Here is a 21,346-nt window from a genome sequence, read left to right on the forward strand (position 1 = left end):
TCTTTGGAACCCATCCTGCCCCGGCTACCCGCGCCGGGGAAACAAAGGCTCACCTAACCTTTTGTGGCGGCCACCCGCCCAATCTCTTGATATCAAGATACATGATGTCGAACGACAATTCGAATCACCCGGCGCGCCGGGTTGTGACCACCGCCGCTGACAGCGATCCTCGGATGCTCCATGATTGGTCCGACCGGGCGTCCCGGCGGGCAGAGCTCGTCGGGAACCAGTAATGATGCGAGGAGAGCCTTGAGCACGCTGATCGCAGTCGTGGCACTGGTGGTCGCCGCGGCCGCGGCCGCTGCCGCTGTCGCCTGGCGTCTGCGGCGGTCCAACCAGGCCCTGCGCGCCGAGACCATCGGGCTGCTGTGGCGGCTGGAGCAGGCCGACCTCACGGCGCCGCGCAGCGCCTACGCCGAGCTCCCGCCCGAGGACCGGCTGCTGAGCATCCGCATCCTCAACCCGCTCGAGCTGGCCTCCGCCCAGACCAAGGCGGCCACGATGCTGCACCGGGTGCGCCCCGCGCTGCTCTCGAAGATGGTCTACGACCAGGCCGCCGAGTCGCTGCGCGAACGGCTCGCCGACGAGGGTGTCGTGGCCGAGGTCAGGGTCCATGCTGGTCGCTAGCCTCGCTCTGCTTGCCGCCATCGGCGCTGCTGTGGTCGTCGCTCTCGCCCTTAGGGAGCAGCGTCGTCTGGAGCAGGCGCTGGAGGCCGTACGCCTCAGGGACCTGAAGGCGCGCACGTCCCACGCCGAGGCCGAGCGCGCGACGAACTGGCTCGGCCCGATCACCGAGCCGATCACTGCACCGTTCGCTGGCGCGACCCGATCGGTGGCGGATGCGCTCGCCCGCGTCGTGCCTCGTTCGAGCCGGCGCGGCACGCGCGTGCTCGACAAGGTGCCGACCGCGACGACCAAGGAGCTGCTCGGCGCCCTCGGCCCTCACCTCGACGAGGCCGTCCTCGACCGCAGGCAGCTGATCACCGATCTCTCCGACGAACCGACGATGGCGATGCGCGCCATCACCGACGACGCCAGCCGCTAACGGCTCCCCTGGCGCTCGAGGGTCTCCAGGCGCTCGCGCAGGCGGGCACGCTCGTCGTCGGTGAGCGGCACCTCGAGCTCGTCGACGTACGCCATCGCCTCGTCGAGCCCGATCTCGCGGTGCTCGGTCTCCTCGCCCTCGCGGCGGATGGTGACGGTGTCGTGGGTGAGGCTGATGTGGCGGTCCGCGAGGAGCTTGGTCACGATCATCCGGTGGCGGAAGTGCACCGTCGGGTGGGTGCTGGTGTAGTGATGGCCGATCGCGACGTCGCTGGGCACCACCAGCGCCTCGTCGTGGGTGTGCATTGGATCCCACCCGTCGCCCTTCGCCCGTTCCAGCGCCCAACCGTGCTCGGTCCATCGCACCCGATGGGTGATGCCGCCGAGCTGGTCGACGGCCCCGTCGACCAGCGGGATCGGCCGCCACACGCTCAGCCCGAACCCGGGATCCGTCAGCAGCCGCTCGCCGTCGAGGTCGACGACGGCCACCAGATGCGTACGTCCTGCCTCGGTCGGGTCGTCGCCGACCCGCGCGAGCCGCCGCTCGACGGCGTATCCGAGCTGCTCCAGCGCTGCCGCGAGCAGCGTTCCGTGCTCGAAGCAGTAGCCGCCTCTCCCCCGCCCGACGAACTTCTTCTGCACGTCCGCCAGGTCGACGCCAGGATGCTGCTCCAGCAGCACGTCGATGTTGTCGAAGGTGAAGGTGCGCAGGTGCGCGTCGTAGATCTCCTCCAGCGTCTCGCGCGAGGGGCCGGGCGGCTCGGCCACCCCGATCCGCTCCAGATAGGCGGTCAGATCGAGCCGGTCGGTCCCCCACAGATCATCGCTCACGACAGCATCTCAGCGCCGATGTCCATGATGCGCAACCGATATCCGTGTCGAGGCAGGTCACGGCTGGTTGACCTCCAGACGGAGGATGCGGTCGTCGCCGTGGCGGGGCTCGGTGCCGCCCCAGGTGGCGCCGTCGGTGTTAGAGGTGATGACCCACAACGCCCCGTCCGGCGCCACCTCGACAGTACGGATCCGGCCGTACTCCTCCACGAAGTGCTCGATGGGGTCCGCCGTCGCGGCCGGGCCATCGACCGGCAGCTGCCAGAGGCGCTGTCCGCCCAGGGCACCGATCCACAGCGAGCCCGCCGCGTAGGCGATGCCCGACGGGCTGGCCTCGTCCGGATGGATCGTGGCGATCGGCGGCTTGCCGGTCGCCCCTTCGATGCCTTCGGTCTCGGGCCATCCGTAGTCGCGACCGGCGCGGACGACATTGACCTCGTCCCAGGTGCGGTGGCCGAGCTCTGAGGCGTACGCCGTGCCGTCCGGGCCGAACGTGATCCCTTGGACGTTGCGGTGTCCGCCGGAATAGATCGGCGAGTCGCTCGGGTTCTCCGCCGGGACGGAGCCGTCCAGCGCGATGCGAAGGATCTTGCCGTTGAGCGAGTCGGCGGCGGCAGCGTTCTCGGGCTCGAACGCGTCGCCTGTGCCGACCCAGAGATGTCCGTCAGGGCCGATGGCGAGGCGGCCGCCGTGGTGGCGGTCGGCGGTCTGGATCCCGTCGAGCAGCACCCGGTCGACGGCGAGGGAGCCGAAGTCGTCGGCGATGGTGAGGGCCACGATCCGGTTCTGGTCCGTGCCCGACGCAGACGCGAACACGGTGCGGTCGGTCGCGAAGTCGGGCGAGGCGACGATGCCCAGCAGGCCGCCCTCCGAGCTGACCTCGACATCGGGGACGACGCCGACGCGCCGGGGCTCGCCGCCCTCGGCGGGAACCCGCAAGATCTCGCCGGTGAGCCGCTCCGAGACGAGTGCGGAGCCGTCGGGGAGGAAGGTGAGACCCCACGGTGAGGTCAGCCCCGTGCTGAGCTCGACCGGCTCACCGAGGGTCGCCACGGCCGCCGATGGCACCTCGGACGAGGCGGCGGGCTCGCCGGTCGTCAGTGCCGGCCCATTGTTCGTTGCCACCCCGGGCTGCTCGGACCCGCTGCTGCAGGCACTGAGGACGAGGGCGGCCGCGGTCGCCGCGATCGCCGCCCGGTGTCGTACAGATGTGACGAGGGGTCCGCCCCTGACGTCGTTGCTGAAGGTCGACGCTGTCGACCTGGTGTGCTCATCTCGGGGGTGGTTCATGCGAGCCTCCTGACGGTTTGGACCGTTGCGTTCACTGCCGCGTCCGCGACAGTGAACCCAGTGTCGATATCTGCCAGGAGCCTGAACAGGTGCAGCCGACACGGGGGTTGACGACCCCCGTCAACCCGCGCCGGCAGCTCAGGCGACCGCCGCGGACCTAGGACGAAGGGGGCTTTGAGGAGACCGGCTCCATCGACTGGGACCCGACGACGGCCAGCAGCGCCATCCTCTCGGCGGCGTCGGTGCCTGCCCTCGGTGTGAACCAGAGCAGCCGCTGCAGACCGTCCTCGCTGACCAGGTTGAGACACGCGAGGTCGAGCAGGCCCACGATGGGATGCAGGATGCGCTTGCGCTCATGCCGCCTCACCGCGACGTCGTGCACGTGCCACAGTCCCGCGAACTCCGGTGACCTCTCGAGCAGCACATCGACCAGGCGCGCCGCCTCGGTGTCGCCGGCAGCGCGTCGCCCGACGGCCGCGCGCAGGTCGGCCACGAAGGAGCGCGACTGCGGGGCATGGTCCTCCTCCGGATAGATCCGCCTCGTGCCTTCGTCGGTGAACCAGCGGTAGAGGAAGCTGGCCGATCGCCCCCGATGCACCGACAGGTCACCGAGCAGCGCGACGGCGAGCGGGTTCTGGACCAGCACGGTGTGCAGGTCGGTGATGACCATGGCAGGTGTCGAGTCGAGCCGCATCAACAGGTCCAGCATGCCCGGATGCACGTGGGACGCGGCGCCGCCCTCAGAGGGCAGCGCACGGTTGGCCAGGCGGTAGAGATGATCGCGCTCGTCCCTGCTGAGCCGCAGAGCGCGCGCCAGCGCCGCGAGCATCTCTTCGGAAGGCTGGGAACCGGCGCCCCGCTCGAGCTCGGTGTAGTACTCGACCGAGGCGCCGGCCAGGACCGCGACCTCGTCGCGCCGCAGTCCCGGGACTCGTCGGCGCGCCCCGGGCGTGAGACCCACGTCGGCAGGGCGCACCCGGTCCCGGCGTGATCGCAGGAACGTGCCCAGCTCGGCGTATCTGGTCCTCGGCATGACGCAATCGTTGCCTGTCTGCAGGACCCTGCCAAGGGGACGTCATCCCCACCCTCGCAGGATGCCCGGTCTCATACGAGGAATGGGCCGATTCTTTCTGGGATGGGGATGCGCGCGATCAGAGCAGCTTGTCCTGAGTGAACGGCACGTCCCTGAGGCGTCGACCGGTGGCGTGGAAGATCGCGTTGCCGATCGCGGCCGGCACCCCGGTCCCGGGGGTCTCCCCGAAGCCCCGCGCCCCGAGCGAAGGCTCTCGGACGCTGTCCACCTGATCGACGAACAAGGCCTCCACCGACGGAACATCGGCGCAGACGGGAACCAGGTAGGCGGAGAGGTTGGGGTTGACGATCCTGGCCGTATTGGGATCGACCATCGTGTGCTCCATCAGCGCGAAGCCGAGTCCCCAGGTCACCCCACCGATCACCTGGCCGCGTGCGGTGCGGCGGTTGAGCACCTTCCCGAGGTCGTACGCCGCCACGACCCGGCTCACCCGCAACGCACCTACCTGCGGTCGGATCCGTACCTCCACGAACACCGCTCCGTACGTGTGTCCGGGGCTGTTCTTACGCTCACCGTGCACGACGAGGTTTGTGCCGCGGCGACCCATCACCCGGCGGACGCGCTCCCGGCGTCGAGGATCTCGGAGGGCGTAGAGCCACCCGTCGGCCAGCCCCACGTCACCGGTCGGCACTCCGTGCAGCACGGAGTACGGGTCGCCGACGGCGATCCGGATGAGCTCGGCTCGCGCGGACATGGCTGCTTGGTCCACCGGGCCCACGACGCTCGGCATCGTCGAGGACCCTGCCGAGATCGACGCGCGCGGGAACGCGGTGTCGCCCAGCAGCGTGGTGACGTGATCGAGCGGCAGGCCGAGCCTGTCGGCCGCGACCTGGGTCAGCACGGTGTAGGTGCCGGTGCCGATGTCCTGGCTCGCGGTCCGCAGCGTCGCCCGACCGTCGAGACCGATGGTGATCGAGGCGAACGAGTCGATCGAGCCGAAGCTGTGGAACTCGGTGGCCATCCCCCACCCGATGCGCTCGTCGCCGTCCCGGGTCCGTCCCGGCCTCGGGTCGCGCCGCTCCCAGCCGAACGCCTCGGCCGCCGTCCGGTAGCACTGCGCCAGCCGGATGTTCGCGTCGGTGGTGGCGGTGTTGCGCAGCCGCAGCTCCACCGGGTCGAGCCCGATCTCGTAGCTCAGCTCGTCCAAGGCGGTCTCGAGCCCGAAGTGCGCGGTCGTCTCGGGCGAGCGCATGTAGCTGCCCGTGTGCAGGTCGAGCTTGACCCCCAGCTGCCGGACATGGACGTTGGGGCTGGTGTAGAGGTCGAGTGCGGAGTCGCTGGCGTTGTAGACGCCGTCCTCGGTCCGGCTCAGCTGTTGCACCGAGGTGCTGACGATCGCGGTCAAACGCCCGTCGCGGGTGGACCCGAGCTGCAGGTGGTGGTTGAACTCGGAGCGATGACCGCTGGAGGTGTACATCTGCGCGCGGGAGAGCACCAGCTTCACGGGCCTGCCGACCAGCTGAGCGGCCGCCGCGGTGAGCAGGGTGTGCGGGTAGACGGGTCCCTTGGCCCCGAAGCCTCCACCCAGGTAGGGCGCGATCACCCGAACCCGGTCGCCGGGGTCCACCGTGCGGTCCGGAATGAGGCCGAACGCCTCGGCGACGATCATGCGCGAGAACACGACGCCCTGGGCGCTCTCGTAGATCGTCAGCTTCCCGTCCTGCCACACCGCTGTGGTGGTCGGAGGCTCGATCGGGTTGTGGTGGTGCATCGGGCTGCCGTAGGACTGGTCGATCCGCACTGCAGCCTGCCTCAGCGCCGACTCGGCGTCGCCCTTGACGCGCTCGTTGGGCTTTGCGCGGAAGTCGGGTGGGATCTCCGCCTGGTCCATGGCATCCGCGAGCCGTACGACCGCCTCCTCGCCGCGGTAGCGCACCCGGACAAGGGCGGCCGCCTCCTGGGCCTGCTCGAGCGTCTCGGCCACCGCGTACGCAACCGGCTGTCCGTGATGGTGGATCCGCGTGTCCTGCATCGGCACGAAGCCCTTGGTGTAGGGGAAGGCCGGTGCCTTGAGCCTCGGCATGTCGCGGTGTGTGTAGACCGCGACGACCCCAGGGTGGGCGAGCGCTGCACCGGTGTCGATCTCGAGGATCTCCCCTCGGGCGATCGTGCTCATCGTCAGGAACCCGTGCAGGGCATCGGCAACCTCGTTGTCCGCTGCGTACCGGGCCGCGCCGGTGACCTTGACCCGGCCGTCCACGCGCTCGACACCCTGCCCGACCAGCCCGGTCATCGCACACCTCCGAGATCATCGAGGATGCTCGCCAGCGCCCGCTGGACGAGCTCGACCTTGAATCTGTTGTCCTCGCGCGGTGCGGCCTCTCGGACGAGGGCCTGGCCGGCCTCGCGAATCGCCGCCGCCGTGAGCGGACGGCCTCGCAACGCCCCTTCGACGCGCTGATCCCGCCACGGGCGCGTGCCGACACCTCCGAACGCCAACCGCACGTCCTGCACCACGCGGCCTCTCAGCTGGATCGACGCCGCCACGGAGACCACGGCGAACTCGAAAGTCGCCCGGTCGCGCAGCTTGAGGTAGCGCGAGCGCGTGGCCAGAGGGGTGCGCGGAACGTCCACCCGGGTGATGAGATCCTCGCTGTCCATCACCGTCTCCCGGTCCGGCGTCGTCCCCGGCAGGAGGTAGAAGTCCGCGATCGGGACGACTCGAGGCCCGCGAGAGCCGAGCACGTGCACCTGGGCGTCCATCGACAGGAGCGCCACCGCCAGGTCGGAGGGGTGCGTTGCGATGCAGTGGTCGCTGCCACCGAGGATCGCGTGCCCGCGGCTGTGACCCTCGATCGCAGGACAGCCACTGCCCGCAGTGCGCTTGTTGCACGGCGAGGCCTCGTCGCGGAAGTAGCCGCACCTGGTCCGCTGCAGCAGGTTGCCGCCGATGCTGGCCATGTTGCGGACCTGCGGGGACGCCGAGGCGAGGAGCGCCTCCGACAGCCCTGGGAACGCCCGCCGTACGCCGGGGTCTTCGGCGACCTCGCTCATCGTGGCCGCCCCGCCAACCCGTAGCCGGCGCGAGTCGAGGCTGATCCTCCGAGTGTTGAGGCGGCTGACATCGACCAGGTGCCCGTGTGCCTCGGCGCCGTCCCGCATCAGGTTCAGCAGGTCGGTACCGCCGGCGATGTACGTCGAGTGCGGTGTGCTCGCGGCAACCCGCACCGCTTGGGCCGGGTCGGTCACGGCCGTGTAGCCGAACGCCCTCATCGCCGGCTCCCATGCGCTGCGTCGGCGACGGCCGCCACGATGTTCTGGTAGGCCGCGCAACGACACAGGTTGCCGCTCATCCACTCTCGGATCTGCGCGTCGGAGCCTGCGTGCCCTTCGTTGATGCAGGCGACGGCCGACATGATCTGCCCAGGGGTGCACGCACCGCACTGGAAGGCGTCGTGTCGGATGAACGCCTCCTGCACGGGATGCAGGTCCTCGCCTCGTGCCAACCCTTCGATCGTGGTGACCTCGACGTCCTGTGCCATGACGGCGAGGGTCAGGCAGGACTTGATCCGCTCACCGTCGACCAGGACGGTGCACGCACCGCACTCACCGCGGTCGCAGCCCTTCTTGGTGCCGGTGAGGCGGAGCCGCTCGCGCAGAGCATCCAACAGCGTGACCCTCGGCTCCACCGCGACGACGTGCCGCTGCCCGTTGACAGACAGGGCGACCTCGGTCGATGCCCCGGCGGGGACGGTGAAGGAACGGAGGACAGGTGTCGCTTCGGCGGCACCAGCCCCCGCCACGGGGGTGATCGTCGCGCCCGCTGCGGCCGCCGTGCAGGACGCTAGGAAAGTCCGGCGGCTGGCCGTCAGTCTCCCGCCCTCGGGACTGGCTTCGCCTGGTGGCGACGAGACATCTTCATCGTCGAGGGTTCCCATGTACGTGGCCTTTCGTCGTTGGCCCGAGCCACACCGGCCGGCCCCGAGCTCTGCGTCCACGCTGCCAGCGTGGTGGCCTGCGGCAACAGTGGATCCGGAAGGAGGGGACGCCATCCCCTCCTTCTCTCGCGGCCGGTTCGTCACCTGCAGGTGCAGAGTCGCCGAGGCAGCATCCGGACCGCGTAAGGCCCACAGGCAACAGCGAGTCAGCGATAATCCTGGCGATGACCATCTACGACACCATCGTCGTCGGAGCGGGCGTCGCCGGGCTCACGGCGGCACGACTGCTCAGCGGAGCGGGCCGAAGCGTCCTCGTGCTCGAGGCCCGAGATCGCGTCGGCGGGCGAGTCCACACCCAGCGGAGCGACGGCCTCGTCACAGACCTCGGCGCGTCGTGGATCCATGGCGTGGACGACAACCCGTTGGTCGACGTCGTCCGCGCGTTCGGCATGCCGATGGCCGAGTTCACCGTCGGCAGCTTCCAGCCCGACGGCCGGCCGATCGCCTACTACGGCCCCGGCGGCAACCGCCTGAGCGCAGCCGACGCCGAGCGCTTCGCCGCCGACGTGCACACGGTCGACGAGCTCCTGGACCGCACGGTCGCGACGTCGCGGCCCGGCGACTCCTACGAGACCGCCGTCGAGACGGCGCTGGCCGGGCTCGACTGGCGGCCGGAGCGCGTCGAGCGGGTGCGGGAGTTCCTGCGGCACCGCACAGAGGAGCAGTACGGCGTGTGGATCGCCGACCTCGACGCCCACGGGCTCGACGACGATCAGGTCGAGGGTGACGAGGTGGTCTTTCCCGAGGGCTACGACCGGCTCGCGACACGCCTGGCCGACGGCCTGGACGTCCGGCTCGCTCACGTCGTCGGCAGCGTGCGCTGGTCGCACGACGGCGTGAGCGTGACCAGCGACCGCGGCAAGTTTCGAGCCGATCGCGTCGTCGTCACGGTGCCGATCGGCGTACTGAAGTCTCCCGAGCTCCTCATCGATCCGCCCCTTCCGGAGCCGCTGGCCGGGGCGATCGAGCGCCTGGAACCGAACCACTTCGAGAAGGTCGTCCTTCGTTTCCCCGACCGGTTCTGGGACGACGGCGTCTACGCGATCCGGCGCCAGGGCGACGCCGGGCGCTGGTGGCACTCCTGGTACGACCTGACCGACCTGCACGGTGTGCCGACGCTCCTCACCTTCGCCGCCGGCCCCTGCGCCGAGGCCATCCGCACCTGGGACGACGACGCCGTCGCGGCCTCGGTGCTCGCCTCGCTCCGGGAGATCTACAGTGACGCCGTCGCGGAACCCGACCACGTGCTCGTCACCAGGTGGCGAGACGATCCGTTCGCCCGGGGCTCGTACGGGTATCTGACCGTGGGCGCATCGCCTGAGGACCACGACCTCCTCGCGACCCCCGTCGAAGGAGTTCTGCACATCGCGGGAGAGGTCACCTGGTCCGAGGATCCGGCGACCGTGACCGCGGCGCGCTCCGCTCCGGACACCGCGTCGCCGAGACCATCCTCGGCACGCCGGTCGCCTTCAGCTCCCTCTGGGCTTGACCCGGAGGAGTCGACTCAGGCGGCGAGCACGTGGGCTGCCAGGAACTCCTCCCAGGTCTCCGTGCCGGCGGGCGTCTCCGAGGACAGGTTGACACCCGCGCGGTAGGCCTTGCCGGCCTTGCCCGGCACCCGGATCGGCAGCCGGACCCGGCGCTTCCCGACGGTCTCCAGGTAGCTGCACTGCAGCTCCTCCAGGCTGTAGGTCCGCGGTCCGGCCATGTCGGCCACTCGGCCGGCGGGACGGCCCAGCGTCAGCTCTGCCAACCGGGCGGCCGCAGTACGACAGCTCGTCAGCCGTGCACGCAACAAGGTGAAGGGCACGGACCCGGCCGGAACGGACCGCGCCCGCGGGAGGGATGCGGTGCGCGCCTATCTCGCGGCCACCCGCACCGGCGACTTCGAGGCACTGCTCACGTTGCTCGACCCCGACGTAGAGCTGCGTGCCGACGCCGCGGTCATCGGTGCCGGCCGACCCCTCACCCTCCAAGGTGCGCTGGTTGTCGCCAAGAGCGCGCTGTCGGCCGCGCCCCGCGCTCGCTTCACGACCGTGGCTCTGGTCGGTGGCAAGCCCGCCCTCGTGATGGCTCCTCTCGGTCACCTGAGCCTGGTCATCGAGTTCACCGTCGCCGACACCGGGGTCGTGGAGATCGAGATCACCGCCGACCGCGCTCGCCTGCAGCGGCTCGACATCACGCTGGACCCCAACGGAATCACGTACCCGGACATGGTCTGGACCGGCGCCGCAATCATCCGGGCTTGGTGTGACCGGTCTCCCAGGCCCAGGCCGCGATACCGACACGGTTGCGGACGTCGAGCTTGCGCTGGATGTTGGCGATGTGGTTCTTGACCGTGCCCGGAGAGATGAAGAGGTCGGCGGCGATCTCCACGTTGGATCCTCCGTGCGCGAGCAGCCGAACGATGTCGAGCTCCCGGTCGGTCAATGTCACGTCGGCGGCCCGGCCGGGTAGTCCGGGCCGTGAGGTGAGGTGGTGCAGAAGTCGGACAGTGACCTGTGGGCTGATGAGTGTGTCGCCGGACATCGCGGCGCGGATCGCCTCGATGAGCAATGTCGGTCCGGAACGCTTGAGCAGGAATCCGCTCGCTCCGTTCCGGAGTGCGGTATGCACGTACTCGTCGAGGTCGAACGTCGTGACGACGATGACTCGTGTGGCACCGGCAGCGTCGGGACCTGCCAGGAGGCGGGTGACCTCGAGGCCGTCGAGCCGTGGCATCCTGATGTCGGCCAGCAGCACGTCAGGTCTGAGGTGGCGAGCCTGCTCGACGGCGGAGATGCCATCGGCCGCCTCTCCGACCACCAGCATGTCCGGCTGGGCGTCCAGGACGAGCCGGAAGGCGTCGCGGATGTTCTGCTGGTCGTCGGCGATCAGGATGCGGATGGGTTCTGTGGTCACGACGCCGACACCACCTTCGCGCCCAAGGGCATGGTGACGGTCACGTTCCAGCCCCCGTCGCCACCCGGGCCTGCAACCAAGGTGCCGCCGAGCGACTCGACGCGCTCGGTCAGACCCGGCAGACCGAGGCCGCCACAGCGTTGGTCCGCGGCCACCGGGCCCCGCACGGGCGATGCTCCGGCGTCGTTGACAACCGTGATCATCAGCGTTGCTCCGGCCACAACCTGGACCTCTATGTCCACTCGCGCGGCCGTCGGAGCGTGTCGGCGGATGTTGGTCAGGGCCTCCACAACGACGCGATACGCGGTGGCGGTCACCTCGCGGGCCACGGTGCCCAGCAGCGCCGAATCGAGATCGAGGTGCACCTCGGCGGGACTGGATGCGGCAAAGCGGTCGATCAGCCGGGGCAGGTCCGCCAGGCCTGGTAGAGGGCGGGAAGCCGCGCTCTGCTCCTGAGCCGCGGCGCCCCCATCGTCCACGTCGTGGAGCATGTGGATCGTCCGGTCCATCGAAGCCAGGGCGGTGAGACCGGCTTCCTCGATCCGCTCGAGTGCGGCCAACGCCTTCTGGGGATGCTCCTCGCCGATGAACCGGCCGGCCTGCGCCTGGGCCACCATCTCGCTGACGTCATGAGCGACGAAGTCGTGCAGGTCGCGAGCGAGCTCCAGACGCTGACTCCTGCGGGCGGCTGTCACCGCTCGCGCCCGATCTGCGTCCAAGGACCGTAGATAGAGCCCGCCGACAACGGCAGACGTGGCGAGCAGCGACCAGAAGATGCAGGCGGCCAAGGTGGCGGACGCAGAGTCACGTGGCAGGAAGCGCAGCACCCACAGCGTGCAGGCGGCGTGCGCCACCACGCTCGCGACCACTGCTTGCCTGGCCGGAGCGGCGCGGGCCGACAGGACGATCAACGGGAGCAGGACCACGGCCTCCAAGGTTCCGAGCACTGCACCACCCAAGCCGCCGGGACGCGGATACAAGAGCGTCGCCACCAGGGAGACGATGCCCGCAGCCCCGCACCAGGCGCCGGCGCTCACCCGGGTTCGCGGCCATCCACCAACGATCCAGCAGGCACCCGCCAGAGCGAGGGCGGCCGACAGCGTCGCCCAGGCGCCCAAGACGGGCGTGACAGCGAGAGCAGCCAGCACCACCACCACGGCCGATATCGCTCCGATCGAGTCCCGTGGCCGCGTCGAAGTTCGCACGCAGCGACTCTACGCAGCGCGTGGCCTCTTCACCCGTGCCGAACGGCACCCCGATGCCCCTCGGAGCGAGCGACACCGTGCCGAACGGCCCGTGACCGCCGTCGCCCCGCGAACGCAGGCTTGTCCCATGACCAATAGTGCAGACCTCATCGAGGCGACCGCCGGGATCGGGCGGCTCCGCGCCGCCTGGACAATCGCACACGCTCCGGTGGACGGAGTGCCCCGTTGGGCGCGGATCGCCGCCTACAGCATCCCGTTCGTCGTACTCCCCTCCGGCTTCTGGCGCATCGCGAACGTCGTCTTCGGCGACGGTGAAAAAGCGGGCATGGGGCAGGTCCCGGACTGGTTGCCAGGATGGGCCTACGTGATCCTTCTGTCGATCGTCGCCGAACTGCTGGCGTTCACCGCCGTGGGGCTGATCGCCGCGTGGGGGGAGGTGTTCCCTCGATGGGTCCCGGTTCTGGGTGGACGCACAGTGCCGACGCTGGCCGCGGTCATCCCAGCCGCCCTCGGCGCCACCGTACTGACCATGTTGTGGACCGTCATCGGAGTGGTCATTCAGATCGCCGGCATCAAGCTCGGAGGCGACCCGCTCCCCCATGACTTCCCCGGCAACGCAGGAGGATGGAGTGCCTTCATCTTCTACCTCGCCTACGCCCCGCTGGTTCTCTGGGGGCCCCTGCTGGGCATCGTCACCGTGGCGTACTGGCGTCGGCGGCACCACGCACAGTCCGACATCGATGAGACGTGACGGATCTTCTCGGTCAACCGGGATCGCCAGGTCAGAGTCCCGTTTTCTCCAGCAGCGCGACGGCCTCGACGTGATGGGTCATCGGGAAGACCTTGATGCCGGCAAGCATGAACGCGACTCCTTGCGATCGCCTGGCTGCGTGGGCTCGAGCAGCCAGCTGATCTGCGGTGACCTTGGGCCTGGGCAGAGCTTCGGCAGATGCTGCAACACGCCGACCCACGGACCTCGGCGCCACCGACAGCTTCAGTCGCATCGAACGTGTCACTGTCAGTGAGCACGGTGTAGACCGCCCAACGCTCGCCGTTCAGTTCTCGGAGCCGGATACTGGCTGCTCAGGCCTGGACTCGCTCAGGTGATCTGCCGCCGCGAGAATCGCATCGGCATCCTTGGTCGGCGGGTAGATCAGCTCGGTGTTCACCATTCGCTTGACCTTCTTCGCCACCTCCCCCACTGCGCGCACCTCGCGCTCGAAACCCTCGGTGTAGACGGCTCCGGCCGCACCGAGATCGACACACGTGACATAGGGGACTCCGTGGAAGTCGAGCAGCGGTCGACCGAGCAGATCGGCGACCGCGTTGTGTCCGGCATGCTTGCCGTGCTGGTGCGCATACTGACAGCTCTGCGGCGACACCCGCCCCGGCTCCACGCCCACCGAGGCCACATCGCCCGCTGCCAGCACGCCAGGGAGCCCAGCCACGAACATCTGCGGAGTCACGACGAGACGCCCGAGCAGGTCGCGATCTACCGAGAGCCCGTCGAGCGGCCCATGAGCCCGCATGCCCCCACCCACACCACCGTCTCGGCGTCGAGGTGCGTGCCATCGTCCAGAGCGACCGTTCGGTCGTCGATCGCCGCAACGGTCGTGCCGAGCACGAGTTCGACGCCGGCTTCCCTGAGCGCATCGAGCACGGCGGGCCGGGGCCCACCGCCGAGCTCCGGCCCTACCACGTCCGCTCGTTCGACCAACACGACGCGAACCTTGCTTCGGGCGTCGACAGCATCGGCGCGCCGCCCAAGCCGCTCTACCAGTTCGGTCGCGACCTCCAAGCCAACGAATCCCGAGCCCACCACGACAGCGGTGAACCGACCGGTCCCGAGCGATCTGACGCGTTGGTCGAGGTGCCATTCGAGCGCGCGGGCCGAAGGCATCGTGTCGACGTCATGGAAGTACTCGACACCAGGCACCGGAGGCGGGGCCACCAGCCGGCTGCCGGTTGCCAGCACAAGCCGGTCGTACGCGAGCGCACCGGGCGCGTCCTCCCCCGTCACCGACACACGACCGGCGGCCGGGTCGACGCTCGTCACGGCGCCTCTCACCCGTCGAACCCCGATCGGCCCGAGTACGTCATCGAGCGGCACCGTCATGGACCCCGGATCCTCCTCGTACAGACGCGGCCGGATGACCATGTCCGATGATGGCGCGACCAGAGTGACAACGATCTCGTCGGCACTGCGACCTGCTTCCAGGCGCGCACGTACGGCTGCGGCCGCGCTCCAAACGGCCGCGAAGCCCCCACCTACGACAACGACATCTGACACGATTCCTCCTTGAAAGTAGCGATTGAACTCGCACGCGATCGACACGTCGCTGAAGCGGCATTCGTCGAGCCGCTTGTGTGACGAGTCAGCGGCACCATTTGTGAGGTGACCGCACGACCATCAACCGACCACGTCACATCTGGTTGGTGCCAAGCTCTTCGGCGGCACTGACAGACCTGATGGTCTGAACCTGGCCGCCAAACACTTCCAGTGCGAGGGCCAACACGATCCTGCCGTCCAAGTCACGAAGAATCGCACCAGGATGGCCGCGCACGGCCCGCCGCTCGAGGGCGAAGCCCAGGCGGTCGAGACGCGGGAACAACACCGCGAACAGCGCCGCGATACGTTCGCCCCCTGCGCCAGAGATCCCTACCCTTGGTGGCTTTCTTCCGTCACCGAGGAACTGAGCGTCTGGCGCAAGCACACCCTGGAGCCCGGCGGCGTCTCCGCATTGGAGAGCGTCGAAGAACCGCGCCGACACCTTCTCACGCTCCTGGCGGCCGGCCGGCTCGTCGTCGACGATGTTGAACAGGCCTGGCATCTCTCGCTCGATCGCCTTGATCGCCGAGCTCACTGCGCCGTAAGCGTGCACCCGCATACTTCACACTCCTATCGATGGACGATTCACCATCAAGACGAGAGAAGTGCTTCAAAGGTCACATCGGCAACCGGATCTGCCCTGTCGACACTTGACCGGACCTCACATCGAGCCAGCCCACTTCGTCATGATGTGCAGACGCCGAGAAATGGCGCGACGGACTACAGAAACTGGAGCAATGAATGCGAGTGTTGTTGTCTACGTACGGGTCGCGGGGCGACGTCGAGCCGATGGTTGCTCTTGCCATACAACTTCGGCGTAGCGGCGCCGAGGTCCAGATGTGCGCACCACCCGACCAGGAGTTCGTCGAGCTGCTCGCCCGGGCAGACGTTTCGCATGTGCCATTCCTCAAGCCCTGGCGGTCATGGGAACGCCCGCCTACACCAGAGGAACGCAAGCAGCGAGTGGCGGACTTCATCACCGCGCAGTACGACACGGTGGCCGAGGCCGCTGCGGGCGCTGATCTGATCGTGGGCACGGCGATGTCACAGTTCGTCGCTCCCTCGGTCGCCGAGGCGCTCGGCATCCCTTACCACTACGCACTTTTCTGCCCGGACGTTGTCGACGGCCTGGACGGGCAGGGCTTCAACGACCTGTTCAAGAAGCCGCTCGACCACCACCGGGAGTCGATCGGGTTGCCGCCAGTCAACGATGTCCGTGAGTTCATGTTCACCGCTCACCCGCTCCTCGCCGCCGACCCCGTCCTGGGGCCGTGGGGCGGATCCACCGGCCTCGACGTCGTACAGACCGGTGCCTGGACGCTCGAGGACAGCCGTCCGCTGGCGACGGATCTGCTGGCCTTCCTCGACGCCGGCGAGGAGCCGGTGTACGTCGGTTTCGGGAGCATGCGCACCGTCGACGAGGAGGGCGCCCGGGTCGCCGTCGAGGCGATCCGCGCCTACGGCCGCCGCGTGGTCATCGGCCGGGGCTGGGCCGGGCTCGACGTCGTCGACGGCCGAGACGACTGCTTCGTCGTCAGCGAGGTCAACCACCAACGGCTCTTCAGCAGGATGGCCGCCGTCATCCATCACGGTGGCGCCGGCACGACGAACACGGCGTTCCGCGCCGGCGTCCCGCAGGTCGTGGTGCCCCAGGGCGGTGACCAGACCTACTGGGCCGGCCGGGTGGACGATCTCGGCATCGGCGCCGCACACCAGGGCCCGACCCCGACCATAGAGTCCCTAGGTGCGTGCCTGGACACCGCTCTCAGCACTGAGACGCGGACACGCGCGGGCAAGCTGGCCGCCGAGGCACGCGGCAACGGCGCCGCGACGGCCGCACAGGTGCTGATCGACAGCTAGCACCGGCACACAGCCCCACAACGGGCCCTGGCCGTCAGGTCGGGGCCCAGGTGTCACCGCGCGTTATCTACGGCAGGCGTCTTGGGCGCCGGAGCGGGCGCAGAAGACTGGCGGCTCGCAAAAGACCATCGACGCGAAGCAGACCTCGATCTTCCTCCAGCAGATCCATCGAGGCGTGGAAACAGTCACACTCAGGTGGTCAGCACGAACAGAGCCGGGGACGGCAGAAGGTGCCGCCGCCCGGCTCCGAACGCTGCATCGCGGGCACAGCGGCGAGCCTCGTTCATCGCTCGCTGTCCGTGGAAAATCCCTCGTGCTGAGTGCGCTGCTCGAGTGATTCCAGCTCCTGGAAAAGGGTGACCTGCCATTTCGCGGGCCCCTGGATCCTGGCATTCAAGCTCCTGAAAGGCGTCTTCACCGGCCCGGAGATCAGTTCCATGCCTGCGCCCTGTGCCACACGAACCGCGGCTTCGGTGTCATCGACTTCCAAGGCGATACGTAGTTTCGACGACGGGTCGTGTGGGGCATCTTCGATCTGGTCGATGCTACGAATGTGCTCGGACGTCGCTATCTCGATCGTCGCCAGGCCGGCGTGGAGGATCGACACTCGGTCGTCACCGCCCGTAGCGAACGCCGGCTGTTCGGGCATGCCGAGGACGTCGCGATAGAAATGCACCGCTTCATCGAAGTCGGCGGCTTCGATGATCAATCTCAGTTGTCTGGGGGCTTTCGACTCGTTCATACAGGCCATCGTCGTCCTTGACATGCATGTCATGTTCAAGTCCAAATTGGCCTTCAAGACGATCGAGTGTCATCAGTTCCTTCTGGATAACCGCGATCTCGCTCAGGAGACGGCGACGCGCCGCGGCGAACCGATCCCGCACGACATACGCGTCGCCCTCGGCGGGTTCGAGAATGCGGGGCAGCAGGTCACCGATGACCGCGCTGCAGAAGCCCGCAGCGAAGAGCCGGCGGATCACGCGGACGCGACGGACGTCCAAGGGCGTGAAGACGCGATGTCCCGAGCTGGTCCGCTGCGGCGCCAGCAGCCCCTTCGCCTCGTAATAGCGCAGCGAACGTTGACTCACACCGCTGTATCTAGCAAGCTCACCGATCTTCACAGCGTCTCCTCCAGACCGAACCATGCCCGGCAAGCAGTGACCGGAGTTCATCCGGCCACTGCCCCACGTACTTTTCACCTGAGTGCCTCTGTCTTACCTGGCGGCGGCGGGAACTCACCCAGCGTCTCGGCAGCCGCCGAGCTGCGCGCCAGGACCAGGTAGAGGACACCGGCGACAAGCCCGCCGGACAACCACGAAAGGTCGGTGTCGTTCATCAACCGGGCGAGCGGCCCTTGCATAACCGGAACCATGCCGTACTGCCAGGCCCAGCCGGCGACGATACCGAGCGCGAGGCTGACCATGCCGGCCTTGTTGACGGATCCGTATGGCGAGTCCGCACCGTCACGGTAGAGGTCGACCACGTTGAGCCGCCCCCTACGGATCACAAAGAAGTCCACGAGCACGATGGCGGCCCATGGGCTGATCCAGACCAGGATCGACAGCATCCAGTGGTCGAAGGCGTGGGCGAAGCTGTCAGCGCTGACGAAGACGACGAGCACCGCGGAGGCGACGACACCGGCGACGAGGGTGACCTTCCAACGAGCAGCGCGAACGCCGACCGAGAGCGCGGCGAGCGAGCAGGAGTAGAGGTTGAGGATGTTGGTCGCGACCGGTCCGTGCATGATCAGCAGGAGGACGGGGATGGCCAGCACGCCGAAGGTCGCGATCACCAGCTCGGCGGGGTCGCCGCCGTTGCCGGCGCTCGCCAGGCAGGCGCCGAGCACAGCCAGCCAGACGGTGGGGACGTACATTCCGGCGGCCGCGGCCCAGAAGACCGACTTGTCGGTCGCGTCCTTGCGTACGAATCGGCTGTAGTCAGCCGAGTAGGGAATCCACGAGATGCCCCAGCCGACGCCGATCGCGGTGACGAGCTGAGTGATCGCGGTGACCTTGTCAGCCGTGGTCGTCGCCTGGCCGGTGGTCCAGTCGATGCTCACCTGCGAGAGGGCGACAACGGTCATGATGACCATCACGACAGCGGTGGCGGGCACGGTGTACTTCTCGAAGGTACGGATGGCGTAGAAGCCGTACAGCGCGAGACCGAGCTGGGTCAGCATGATGATCGCCGCGACGACGTACTTCAGGACCGCGCCGCCCTCGATGCCCAGCTCGGCGAGCACACCGAGCGCGAGGTCGAGGACGACCCAGGTGTTGACGCCCACCCACCCCATGGTGAGGAGCCCCTGGATGAGGCCGGGTACGACGCTTCCGCGTCGCCCGAAGGCGGCCCGGCCGAGCACCATCTGGTTCACGGCGGTGCGGTGGCCGATGACGTTGAACAGCCCGAAGAGCGCACAGCCGACGAGGTTGCCCAGCGCCACGACGAGGATGGTCTCGATCAGGCTGAGGCCGAGCACGATGCCGAGCGCTCCGAGAACCCAGTTGACCGGCGCCAGGTTGGCGCCGAACCAGATCCAGAACTGCTCGACCGGAGTCGAGTCGCGCGACTCGGCTGGGATGGGTCCGATACCGTGGGCATCGAATGGCACCGCCTCGCTGTCGCTGGGCGGGGCCGATGGCGATAGGGTCATGATGTTCCTCCTGGTGTGATGACCGCCACTGAACCACCGGCCCTGCCTGGCAGTCAGTGGACATTCACACAGGATCTGCGCGGTCTCGATGTACATTCTCATCCGTCGTGGATCCGTCCGCCAGCACAGCAGAAAGGCGCCCGGCGGGAATCCCGCCAGGCGCCTTGGACGGCCTGCTTGGTGCAGCTGGAACGTCAGTCCGGATAGGTGTCCGGGTCGATCTCGGTGTGGGCCGGATAGACCTCACGTACGCCACCGACCTCCGCGACGCGAGACGCGACGTCACGACACCTCTCGAAGGAGATGTCGCCCCGCTCGCGGGCCCACTCGACCAGACGTCGCACGACGGCCAGTCGGCCCGGACGGGCGGTGAGGAACGGGTGCAGGCACAGGTTGAACAGACAGCCGTACTCGCTCATCCCGTCGAGCTCGTCGCGCCACAGGTCGAAGACCTTCGATGGCGCCTCGATGATGCCGCCCACGAAGGGCTCGGGCAGGAAGGCGTACTGCTCCCAGTCATCGAGCGACCAGTGGACCGGAAGCTCCACGACATCGGTGTCACCGAGCTTGAGCAGGTAGGGCCGGTCGTCCGCCATCATCGAGGAGTCGTAGGACAGACCGTGCTCGGCCAGCAGCTCCATCGTGGTGGCGGTCGTCTGCCACATGGCAGCGCGATATCCGCTCACCTCGATGCCCTGGCTCGCGAAGACGGCAAGCGCTCGTTCGAAGTCGTCGCGCTGGTCCTGTTCCGTCATGTCCGTCGCGGTCCGGTGGCTGTAGGAGTGATGCGCCACCTCATGGCCCCGCTCGACGATGCTCGCCGCCAGGTGAGGGCGCTTCTCAGCCACCCAACCGGGCATGAAGAAGGTCGCCGGCACCTCGAGCTCGTCGAGCATGTCGAGGATCCGCGGCACCCCCACATCCGGCCCGTACGCCTGGTGGGACATCGTGGTCAGATGCCGCGAGTAGCGGCCACCCGCCGCCAGGATCGGCGTCTCGGCGTCGACGTCGAAGGTCAACGTCGCCACCGCGGACGCCGTCCCGCGCCACGCACCACTGTCTACTGCCATGCTCGTCCCGCCTGTCGCCACCGGAGGCTGGACTCGATTGTGACACTCGGGCGCAGCATCGCCGGGTCGAACTCGGCCAGCTCGTCACCGGCGGCCAGCCGGTTCGGCAGGTCCGGGTTGGCGAGCGCGACGTGGCCGATGGCCAGGAAGTCGGCGTGACCCTCGGCCAGGACACGTGCTGCCTGGTCGCGGTCGTGCATACCACCGTTGGCGATCACCGGGAGGCCGGAGACCTCGCGGGCCAGACCGGTCACGGTCGAGCCGTCGGCGAGCTGCGCGGTCTCGAACCAGGAACGCCCCTCGCTCGCCACGTGGATGTAGTGCGCACCGGCCTTGGCGAGCGACTCGGAGATGACGACGACATCCTCGGCACCGCCCGACCAGCGGTAGACCACGTCGTTGACCTTGGTCTGCGATACCCGGACGCCGACGATGAAGCCCTCGGGGGTCTCCGCGACGATCCGCTCGACCACCTCGGCCGTCAGCCGGATGCGGTTGGCGGTCGAGGCGCCGTACTCGTCGGTGCGCTGGTTGGTGTACTCCGTGACGAACTGGTCGAGCAGGTAGCCGTTGGCCGCGTGCACCTCGATGCCGTCGAAACCAGCCGCGGCGGCGTTGCGGGCGGCGGCGGCGAAGCCGTCGACCACATCGGCGATGTCGTCGCTGGTGGCCTCGCGCGGCACCGGCCACGGACCGCTCCCGCCGTACGCCTCCATCATGGTGCCCAGCGGCTCCACGGCCGAAGGAGCCAGCGTCTCCGAGCGATAGGGGTTGCCCTGGGAGAGGGCACCGGCGTGCATGAGCTGGGCAACGATGCGGGCGCCATCGGCGTGCACGCGGTCGGTGACGACACGCCAGCCGTCGATGTGCTCCTGGGTGACCAGGCCCGGCTGGTCGAGGTAACCCTGACTGTAGGCGGCATCGGGGTAGATGCCCTCCGTGATGACCAGGCCGAAGCCGCCGGAGGCGAACTCCGCGTAATAGTCGGCCATCAGCTCGGTGGGCACCCCCGCCGGCGTCGCCGAGATGCGCGTCATCGGGGCGACCATGAGCCGGTTGGCAAGGTCCAACGAGCCCAGCGAGACGGGCTCGAGGGCTGGGTGTCGGTCAGGAGATTCGGTCATTGGACGGT

23 protein-coding genes are annotated in these 21,346 nt (G+C 68.6%); 6 read left to right on the top strand and 17 right to left on the bottom strand.

Annotation, left to right across the window (positions count from 1 at the left end; translation table 11 throughout):
* Nucleotides 1–249: 249 nt before the first annotated feature.
* Both BJ988_RS11010 and BJ988_RS11015 read left to right on the top strand, forming a co-directional pair.
* Complete coding sequence (locus BJ988_RS11010; protein WP_179658025.1) at nt 250–627, top strand: hypothetical protein; 378 nt, start codon at nt 250–252, stop codon at nt 625–627.
* Nucleotides 614–1,045, top strand: a complete 432-nt coding sequence (locus tag BJ988_RS11015) for a hypothetical protein (RefSeq protein ID WP_179658026.1) — start codon at nt 614–616, stop codon at nt 1,043–1,045. The genes BJ988_RS11010 and BJ988_RS11015 overlap by 14 nt, the downstream gene beginning before the upstream one ends.
* Here BJ988_RS11015 and BJ988_RS11020 read toward each other — a convergent pair.
* The 6 genes from BJ988_RS11020 to BJ988_RS11045 form a co-directional block, all read right to left on the bottom strand.
* Entirely contained in the window at nt 1,042–1,875 is an 834-nt protein-coding gene (locus BJ988_RS11020; RefSeq protein ID WP_179658027.1) for an arylamine N-acetyltransferase, read from the bottom strand. The two genes, BJ988_RS11015 and BJ988_RS11020, sit on opposite strands and share 4 nt — an antisense overlap.
* Nucleotides 1,876–1,932: 57 nt before the next feature.
* On the bottom strand, nt 1,933–3,165 hold the full coding sequence (locus BJ988_RS11025) for a PQQ-dependent sugar dehydrogenase (protein WP_218860756.1): 1,233 nt from the start codon (nt 3,163–3,165) through the stop codon (nt 1,933–1,935).
* A 157-nt stretch (nt 3,166–3,322) separates the two neighbouring features.
* Complete coding sequence (locus tag BJ988_RS11030) at nt 3,323–4,198, bottom strand: MmyB family transcriptional regulator (RefSeq protein ID WP_179658028.1); 876 nt, start codon at nt 4,196–4,198, stop codon at nt 3,323–3,325.
* A gap of 118 nt (nt 4,199–4,316) precedes the next feature.
* Nucleotides 4,317–6,491, bottom strand: a complete 2,175-nt coding sequence (locus BJ988_RS11035; RefSeq protein WP_179658029.1) for a xanthine dehydrogenase family protein molybdopterin-binding subunit — start codon at nt 6,489–6,491, stop codon at nt 4,317–4,319.
* A complete protein-coding gene (locus tag BJ988_RS11040) occupies nt 6,488–7,471 on the bottom strand; it encodes an FAD binding domain-containing protein (RefSeq protein ID WP_179658030.1) in 984 nt (327 codons plus the stop codon). Before BJ988_RS11040 ends, BJ988_RS11035 begins: the two co-directional genes overlap by 4 nt.
* Nucleotides 7,468–8,001, bottom strand: a complete 534-nt coding sequence (locus tag BJ988_RS11045; protein WP_343051568.1) for a (2Fe-2S)-binding protein — start codon at nt 7,999–8,001, stop codon at nt 7,468–7,470. Before BJ988_RS11045 ends, BJ988_RS11040 begins: the two co-directional genes overlap by 4 nt.
* Before the next feature lie 359 nt (nt 8,002–8,360).
* Between BJ988_RS11045 and BJ988_RS11050 the strand changes: the two genes are divergently transcribed.
* Nucleotides 8,361–9,791 carry a flavin monoamine oxidase family protein gene (locus BJ988_RS11050; protein WP_179658032.1) on the top strand — a complete coding sequence of 477 codons (1,431 nt, stop codon included), beginning with the start codon at nt 8,361–8,363 and terminating at the stop codon, nt 9,789–9,791.
* Here BJ988_RS11050 and BJ988_RS11055 read toward each other — a convergent pair.
* Nucleotides 9,701–9,991: a hypothetical protein gene (locus BJ988_RS11055; protein ID WP_179658033.1), complete on the bottom strand. Its 291-nt coding sequence runs from the start codon at nt 9,989–9,991 to the stop codon at nt 9,701–9,703. The genes BJ988_RS11050 and BJ988_RS11055 overlap by 91 nt on opposite strands.
* A 55-nt stretch (nt 9,992–10,046) precedes the next feature.
* On the opposite strand from BJ988_RS11055, the gene BJ988_RS11060 reads away from it, so the two are divergent.
* Entirely contained in the window at nt 10,047–10,532 is a 486-nt protein-coding gene (locus BJ988_RS11060; RefSeq protein ID WP_179658034.1) for a sigma-70 family RNA polymerase sigma factor family protein, read from the top strand.
* On the opposite strand, the gene BJ988_RS11065 is transcribed toward BJ988_RS11060, so the two are convergent.
* Together BJ988_RS11065 and BJ988_RS31315 are read right to left on the bottom strand one after the other, a co-directional pair.
* Nucleotides 10,432–11,097 carry a response regulator gene (locus BJ988_RS11065; protein WP_179658035.1) on the bottom strand — a complete coding sequence of 222 codons (666 nt, stop codon included), beginning with the start codon at nt 11,095–11,097 and terminating at the stop codon, nt 10,432–10,434. The two genes, BJ988_RS11060 and BJ988_RS11065, sit on opposite strands and share 101 nt — an antisense overlap.
* Complete coding sequence (locus tag BJ988_RS31315) at nt 11,094–12,302, bottom strand: histidine kinase (RefSeq protein ID WP_179658036.1); 1,209 nt, start codon at nt 12,300–12,302, stop codon at nt 11,094–11,096. The genes BJ988_RS11065 and BJ988_RS31315 overlap by 4 nt, the downstream gene beginning before the upstream one ends.
* A gap of 127 nt (nt 12,303–12,429) precedes the next feature.
* On the opposite strand from BJ988_RS31315, the gene BJ988_RS11075 reads away from it, so the two are divergent.
* Entirely contained in the window at nt 12,430–13,053 is a 624-nt protein-coding gene (locus BJ988_RS11075) for a hypothetical protein (RefSeq protein ID WP_179658037.1), read from the top strand.
* 304 nt (nt 13,054–13,357) lie between these two features.
* Here BJ988_RS11075 and BJ988_RS30140 read toward each other — a convergent pair whose 3' ends face one another.
* The 3 genes from BJ988_RS30140 to BJ988_RS11085 all read right to left on the bottom strand — a co-directional run bounded on the left by BJ988_RS30140 (nt 13,358) and on the right by BJ988_RS11085 (nt 15,190).
* Complete coding sequence (locus tag BJ988_RS30140; RefSeq protein WP_218860758.1) at nt 13,358–13,831, bottom strand: NAD(P)/FAD-dependent oxidoreductase; 474 nt, start codon at nt 13,829–13,831, stop codon at nt 13,358–13,360.
* Nucleotides 13,795–14,592, bottom strand: coding sequence for an FAD-dependent oxidoreductase (locus BJ988_RS30145; RefSeq protein ID WP_218860760.1), 798 nt, complete (start codon nt 14,590–14,592; stop codon nt 13,795–13,797). Before BJ988_RS30145 ends, BJ988_RS30140 begins: the two co-directional genes overlap by 37 nt.
* A 133-nt stretch (nt 14,593–14,725) precedes the next feature.
* The gene (locus BJ988_RS11085; protein WP_179658038.1) at nt 14,726–15,190 is read right to left on the bottom strand and encodes a sigma-70 family RNA polymerase sigma factor family protein; all 465 of its coding nucleotides are present in this window, start codon (nt 15,188–15,190) and stop codon (nt 14,726–14,728) included.
* 182 nt (nt 15,191–15,372) lie between these two features.
* Between BJ988_RS11085 and BJ988_RS11090 the strand changes: the two genes are divergently transcribed.
* Nucleotides 15,373–16,491, top strand: coding sequence for a glycosyltransferase (locus tag BJ988_RS11090; RefSeq protein ID WP_179658039.1), 1,119 nt, complete (start codon nt 15,373–15,375; stop codon nt 16,489–16,491).
* Nucleotides 16,492–16,774: 283 nt separating this feature from the next.
* Here BJ988_RS11090 and BJ988_RS11095 read toward each other — a convergent pair whose 3' ends face one another.
* From BJ988_RS11095 to BJ988_RS11115, 5 genes are all read right to left on the bottom strand, one after another.
* Entirely contained in the window at nt 16,775–17,200 is a 426-nt protein-coding gene (locus tag BJ988_RS11095; protein ID WP_218860762.1) for a VOC family protein, read from the bottom strand.
* On the bottom strand, nt 17,172–17,612 hold the full coding sequence (locus BJ988_RS11100) for a MerR family transcriptional regulator (RefSeq protein WP_179658041.1): 441 nt from the start codon (nt 17,610–17,612) through the stop codon (nt 17,172–17,174). Before BJ988_RS11100 ends, BJ988_RS11095 begins: the two co-directional genes overlap by 29 nt.
* Nucleotides 17,613–17,686: 74 nt before the next feature.
* Nucleotides 17,687–19,144, bottom strand: coding sequence for a purine-cytosine permease family protein (locus tag BJ988_RS11105; RefSeq protein WP_179658042.1), 1,458 nt, complete (start codon nt 19,142–19,144; stop codon nt 17,687–17,689).
* 194 nt (nt 19,145–19,338) lie between these two features.
* Nucleotides 19,339–20,214: a polysaccharide deacetylase family protein gene (locus BJ988_RS11110; protein WP_179658043.1), complete on the bottom strand. Its 876-nt coding sequence runs from the start codon at nt 20,212–20,214 to the stop codon at nt 19,339–19,341.
* Nucleotides 20,205–21,338 carry an oxidoreductase gene (locus tag BJ988_RS11115; RefSeq protein ID WP_179658044.1) on the bottom strand — a complete coding sequence of 378 codons (1,134 nt, stop codon included), beginning with the start codon at nt 21,336–21,338 and terminating at the stop codon, nt 20,205–20,207. The genes BJ988_RS11110 and BJ988_RS11115 overlap by 10 nt, the downstream gene beginning before the upstream one ends.
* Nucleotides 21,339–21,346 lie beyond the last annotated feature (8 nt).

This window comes from Nocardioides panzhihuensis (assembly GCF_013408335.1).
GTDB lineage: Bacteria > Actinomycetota > Actinomycetes > Propionibacteriales > Nocardioidaceae > Nocardioides > Nocardioides panzhihuensis.

Bases quoted from the DNA above. Each gene is read 5' to 3' on its own strand.
- BJ988_RS11015 (WP_179658026.1), top strand. From the start codon at position 614: ATGCTGGTCGCTAGCCTCGCTCTGCTTGCCGCCATCGGCGCTGCTGTG.
- BJ988_RS11025 (WP_218860756.1), bottom strand. From the start codon at position 3,165: ATGAACCACCCCCGAGATGAGCACACCAGGTCGACAGCGTCGACCTTC.
- BJ988_RS11030 (WP_179658028.1), bottom strand. From the start codon at position 4,198: ATGCCGAGGACCAGATACGCCGAGCTGGGCACGTTCCTGCGATCACGC.
- BJ988_RS11035 (WP_179658029.1), bottom strand. From the start codon at position 6,491: ATGACCGGGCTGGTCGGGCAGGGTGTCGAGCGCGTGGACGGCCGGGTC.
- BJ988_RS11040 (WP_179658030.1), bottom strand. From the start codon at position 7,471: ATGAGGGCGTTCGGCTACACGGCCGTGACCGACCCGGCCCAAGCGGTG.
- BJ988_RS11050 (WP_179658032.1), top strand. From the start codon at position 8,361: ATGACCATCTACGACACCATCGTCGTCGGAGCGGGCGTCGCCGGGCTC.
- BJ988_RS11075 (WP_179658037.1), top strand. From the start codon at position 12,430: ATGACCAATAGTGCAGACCTCATCGAGGCGACCGCCGGGATCGGGCGG.
- BJ988_RS30140 (WP_218860758.1), bottom strand. From the start codon at position 13,831: ATGCGGGCTCATGGGCCGCTCGACGGGCTCTCGGTAGATCGCGACCTG.
- BJ988_RS11085 (WP_179658038.1), bottom strand. From the start codon at position 15,190: ATGCGGGTGCACGCTTACGGCGCAGTGAGCTCGGCGATCAAGGCGATC.
- BJ988_RS11090 (WP_179658039.1), top strand. From the start codon at position 15,373: ATGCGAGTGTTGTTGTCTACGTACGGGTCGCGGGGCGACGTCGAGCCG.
- BJ988_RS11105 (WP_179658042.1), bottom strand. From the start codon at position 19,144: ATGACCCTATCGCCATCGGCCCCGCCCAGCGACAGCGAGGCGGTGCCA.
- BJ988_RS11110 (WP_179658043.1), bottom strand. From the start codon at position 20,214: ATGGCAGTAGACAGTGGTGCGTGGCGCGGGACGGCGTCCGCGGTGGCG.
- BJ988_RS11115 (WP_179658044.1), bottom strand. From the start codon at position 21,338: ATGACCGAATCTCCTGACCGACACCCAGCCCTCGAGCCCGTCTCGCTG.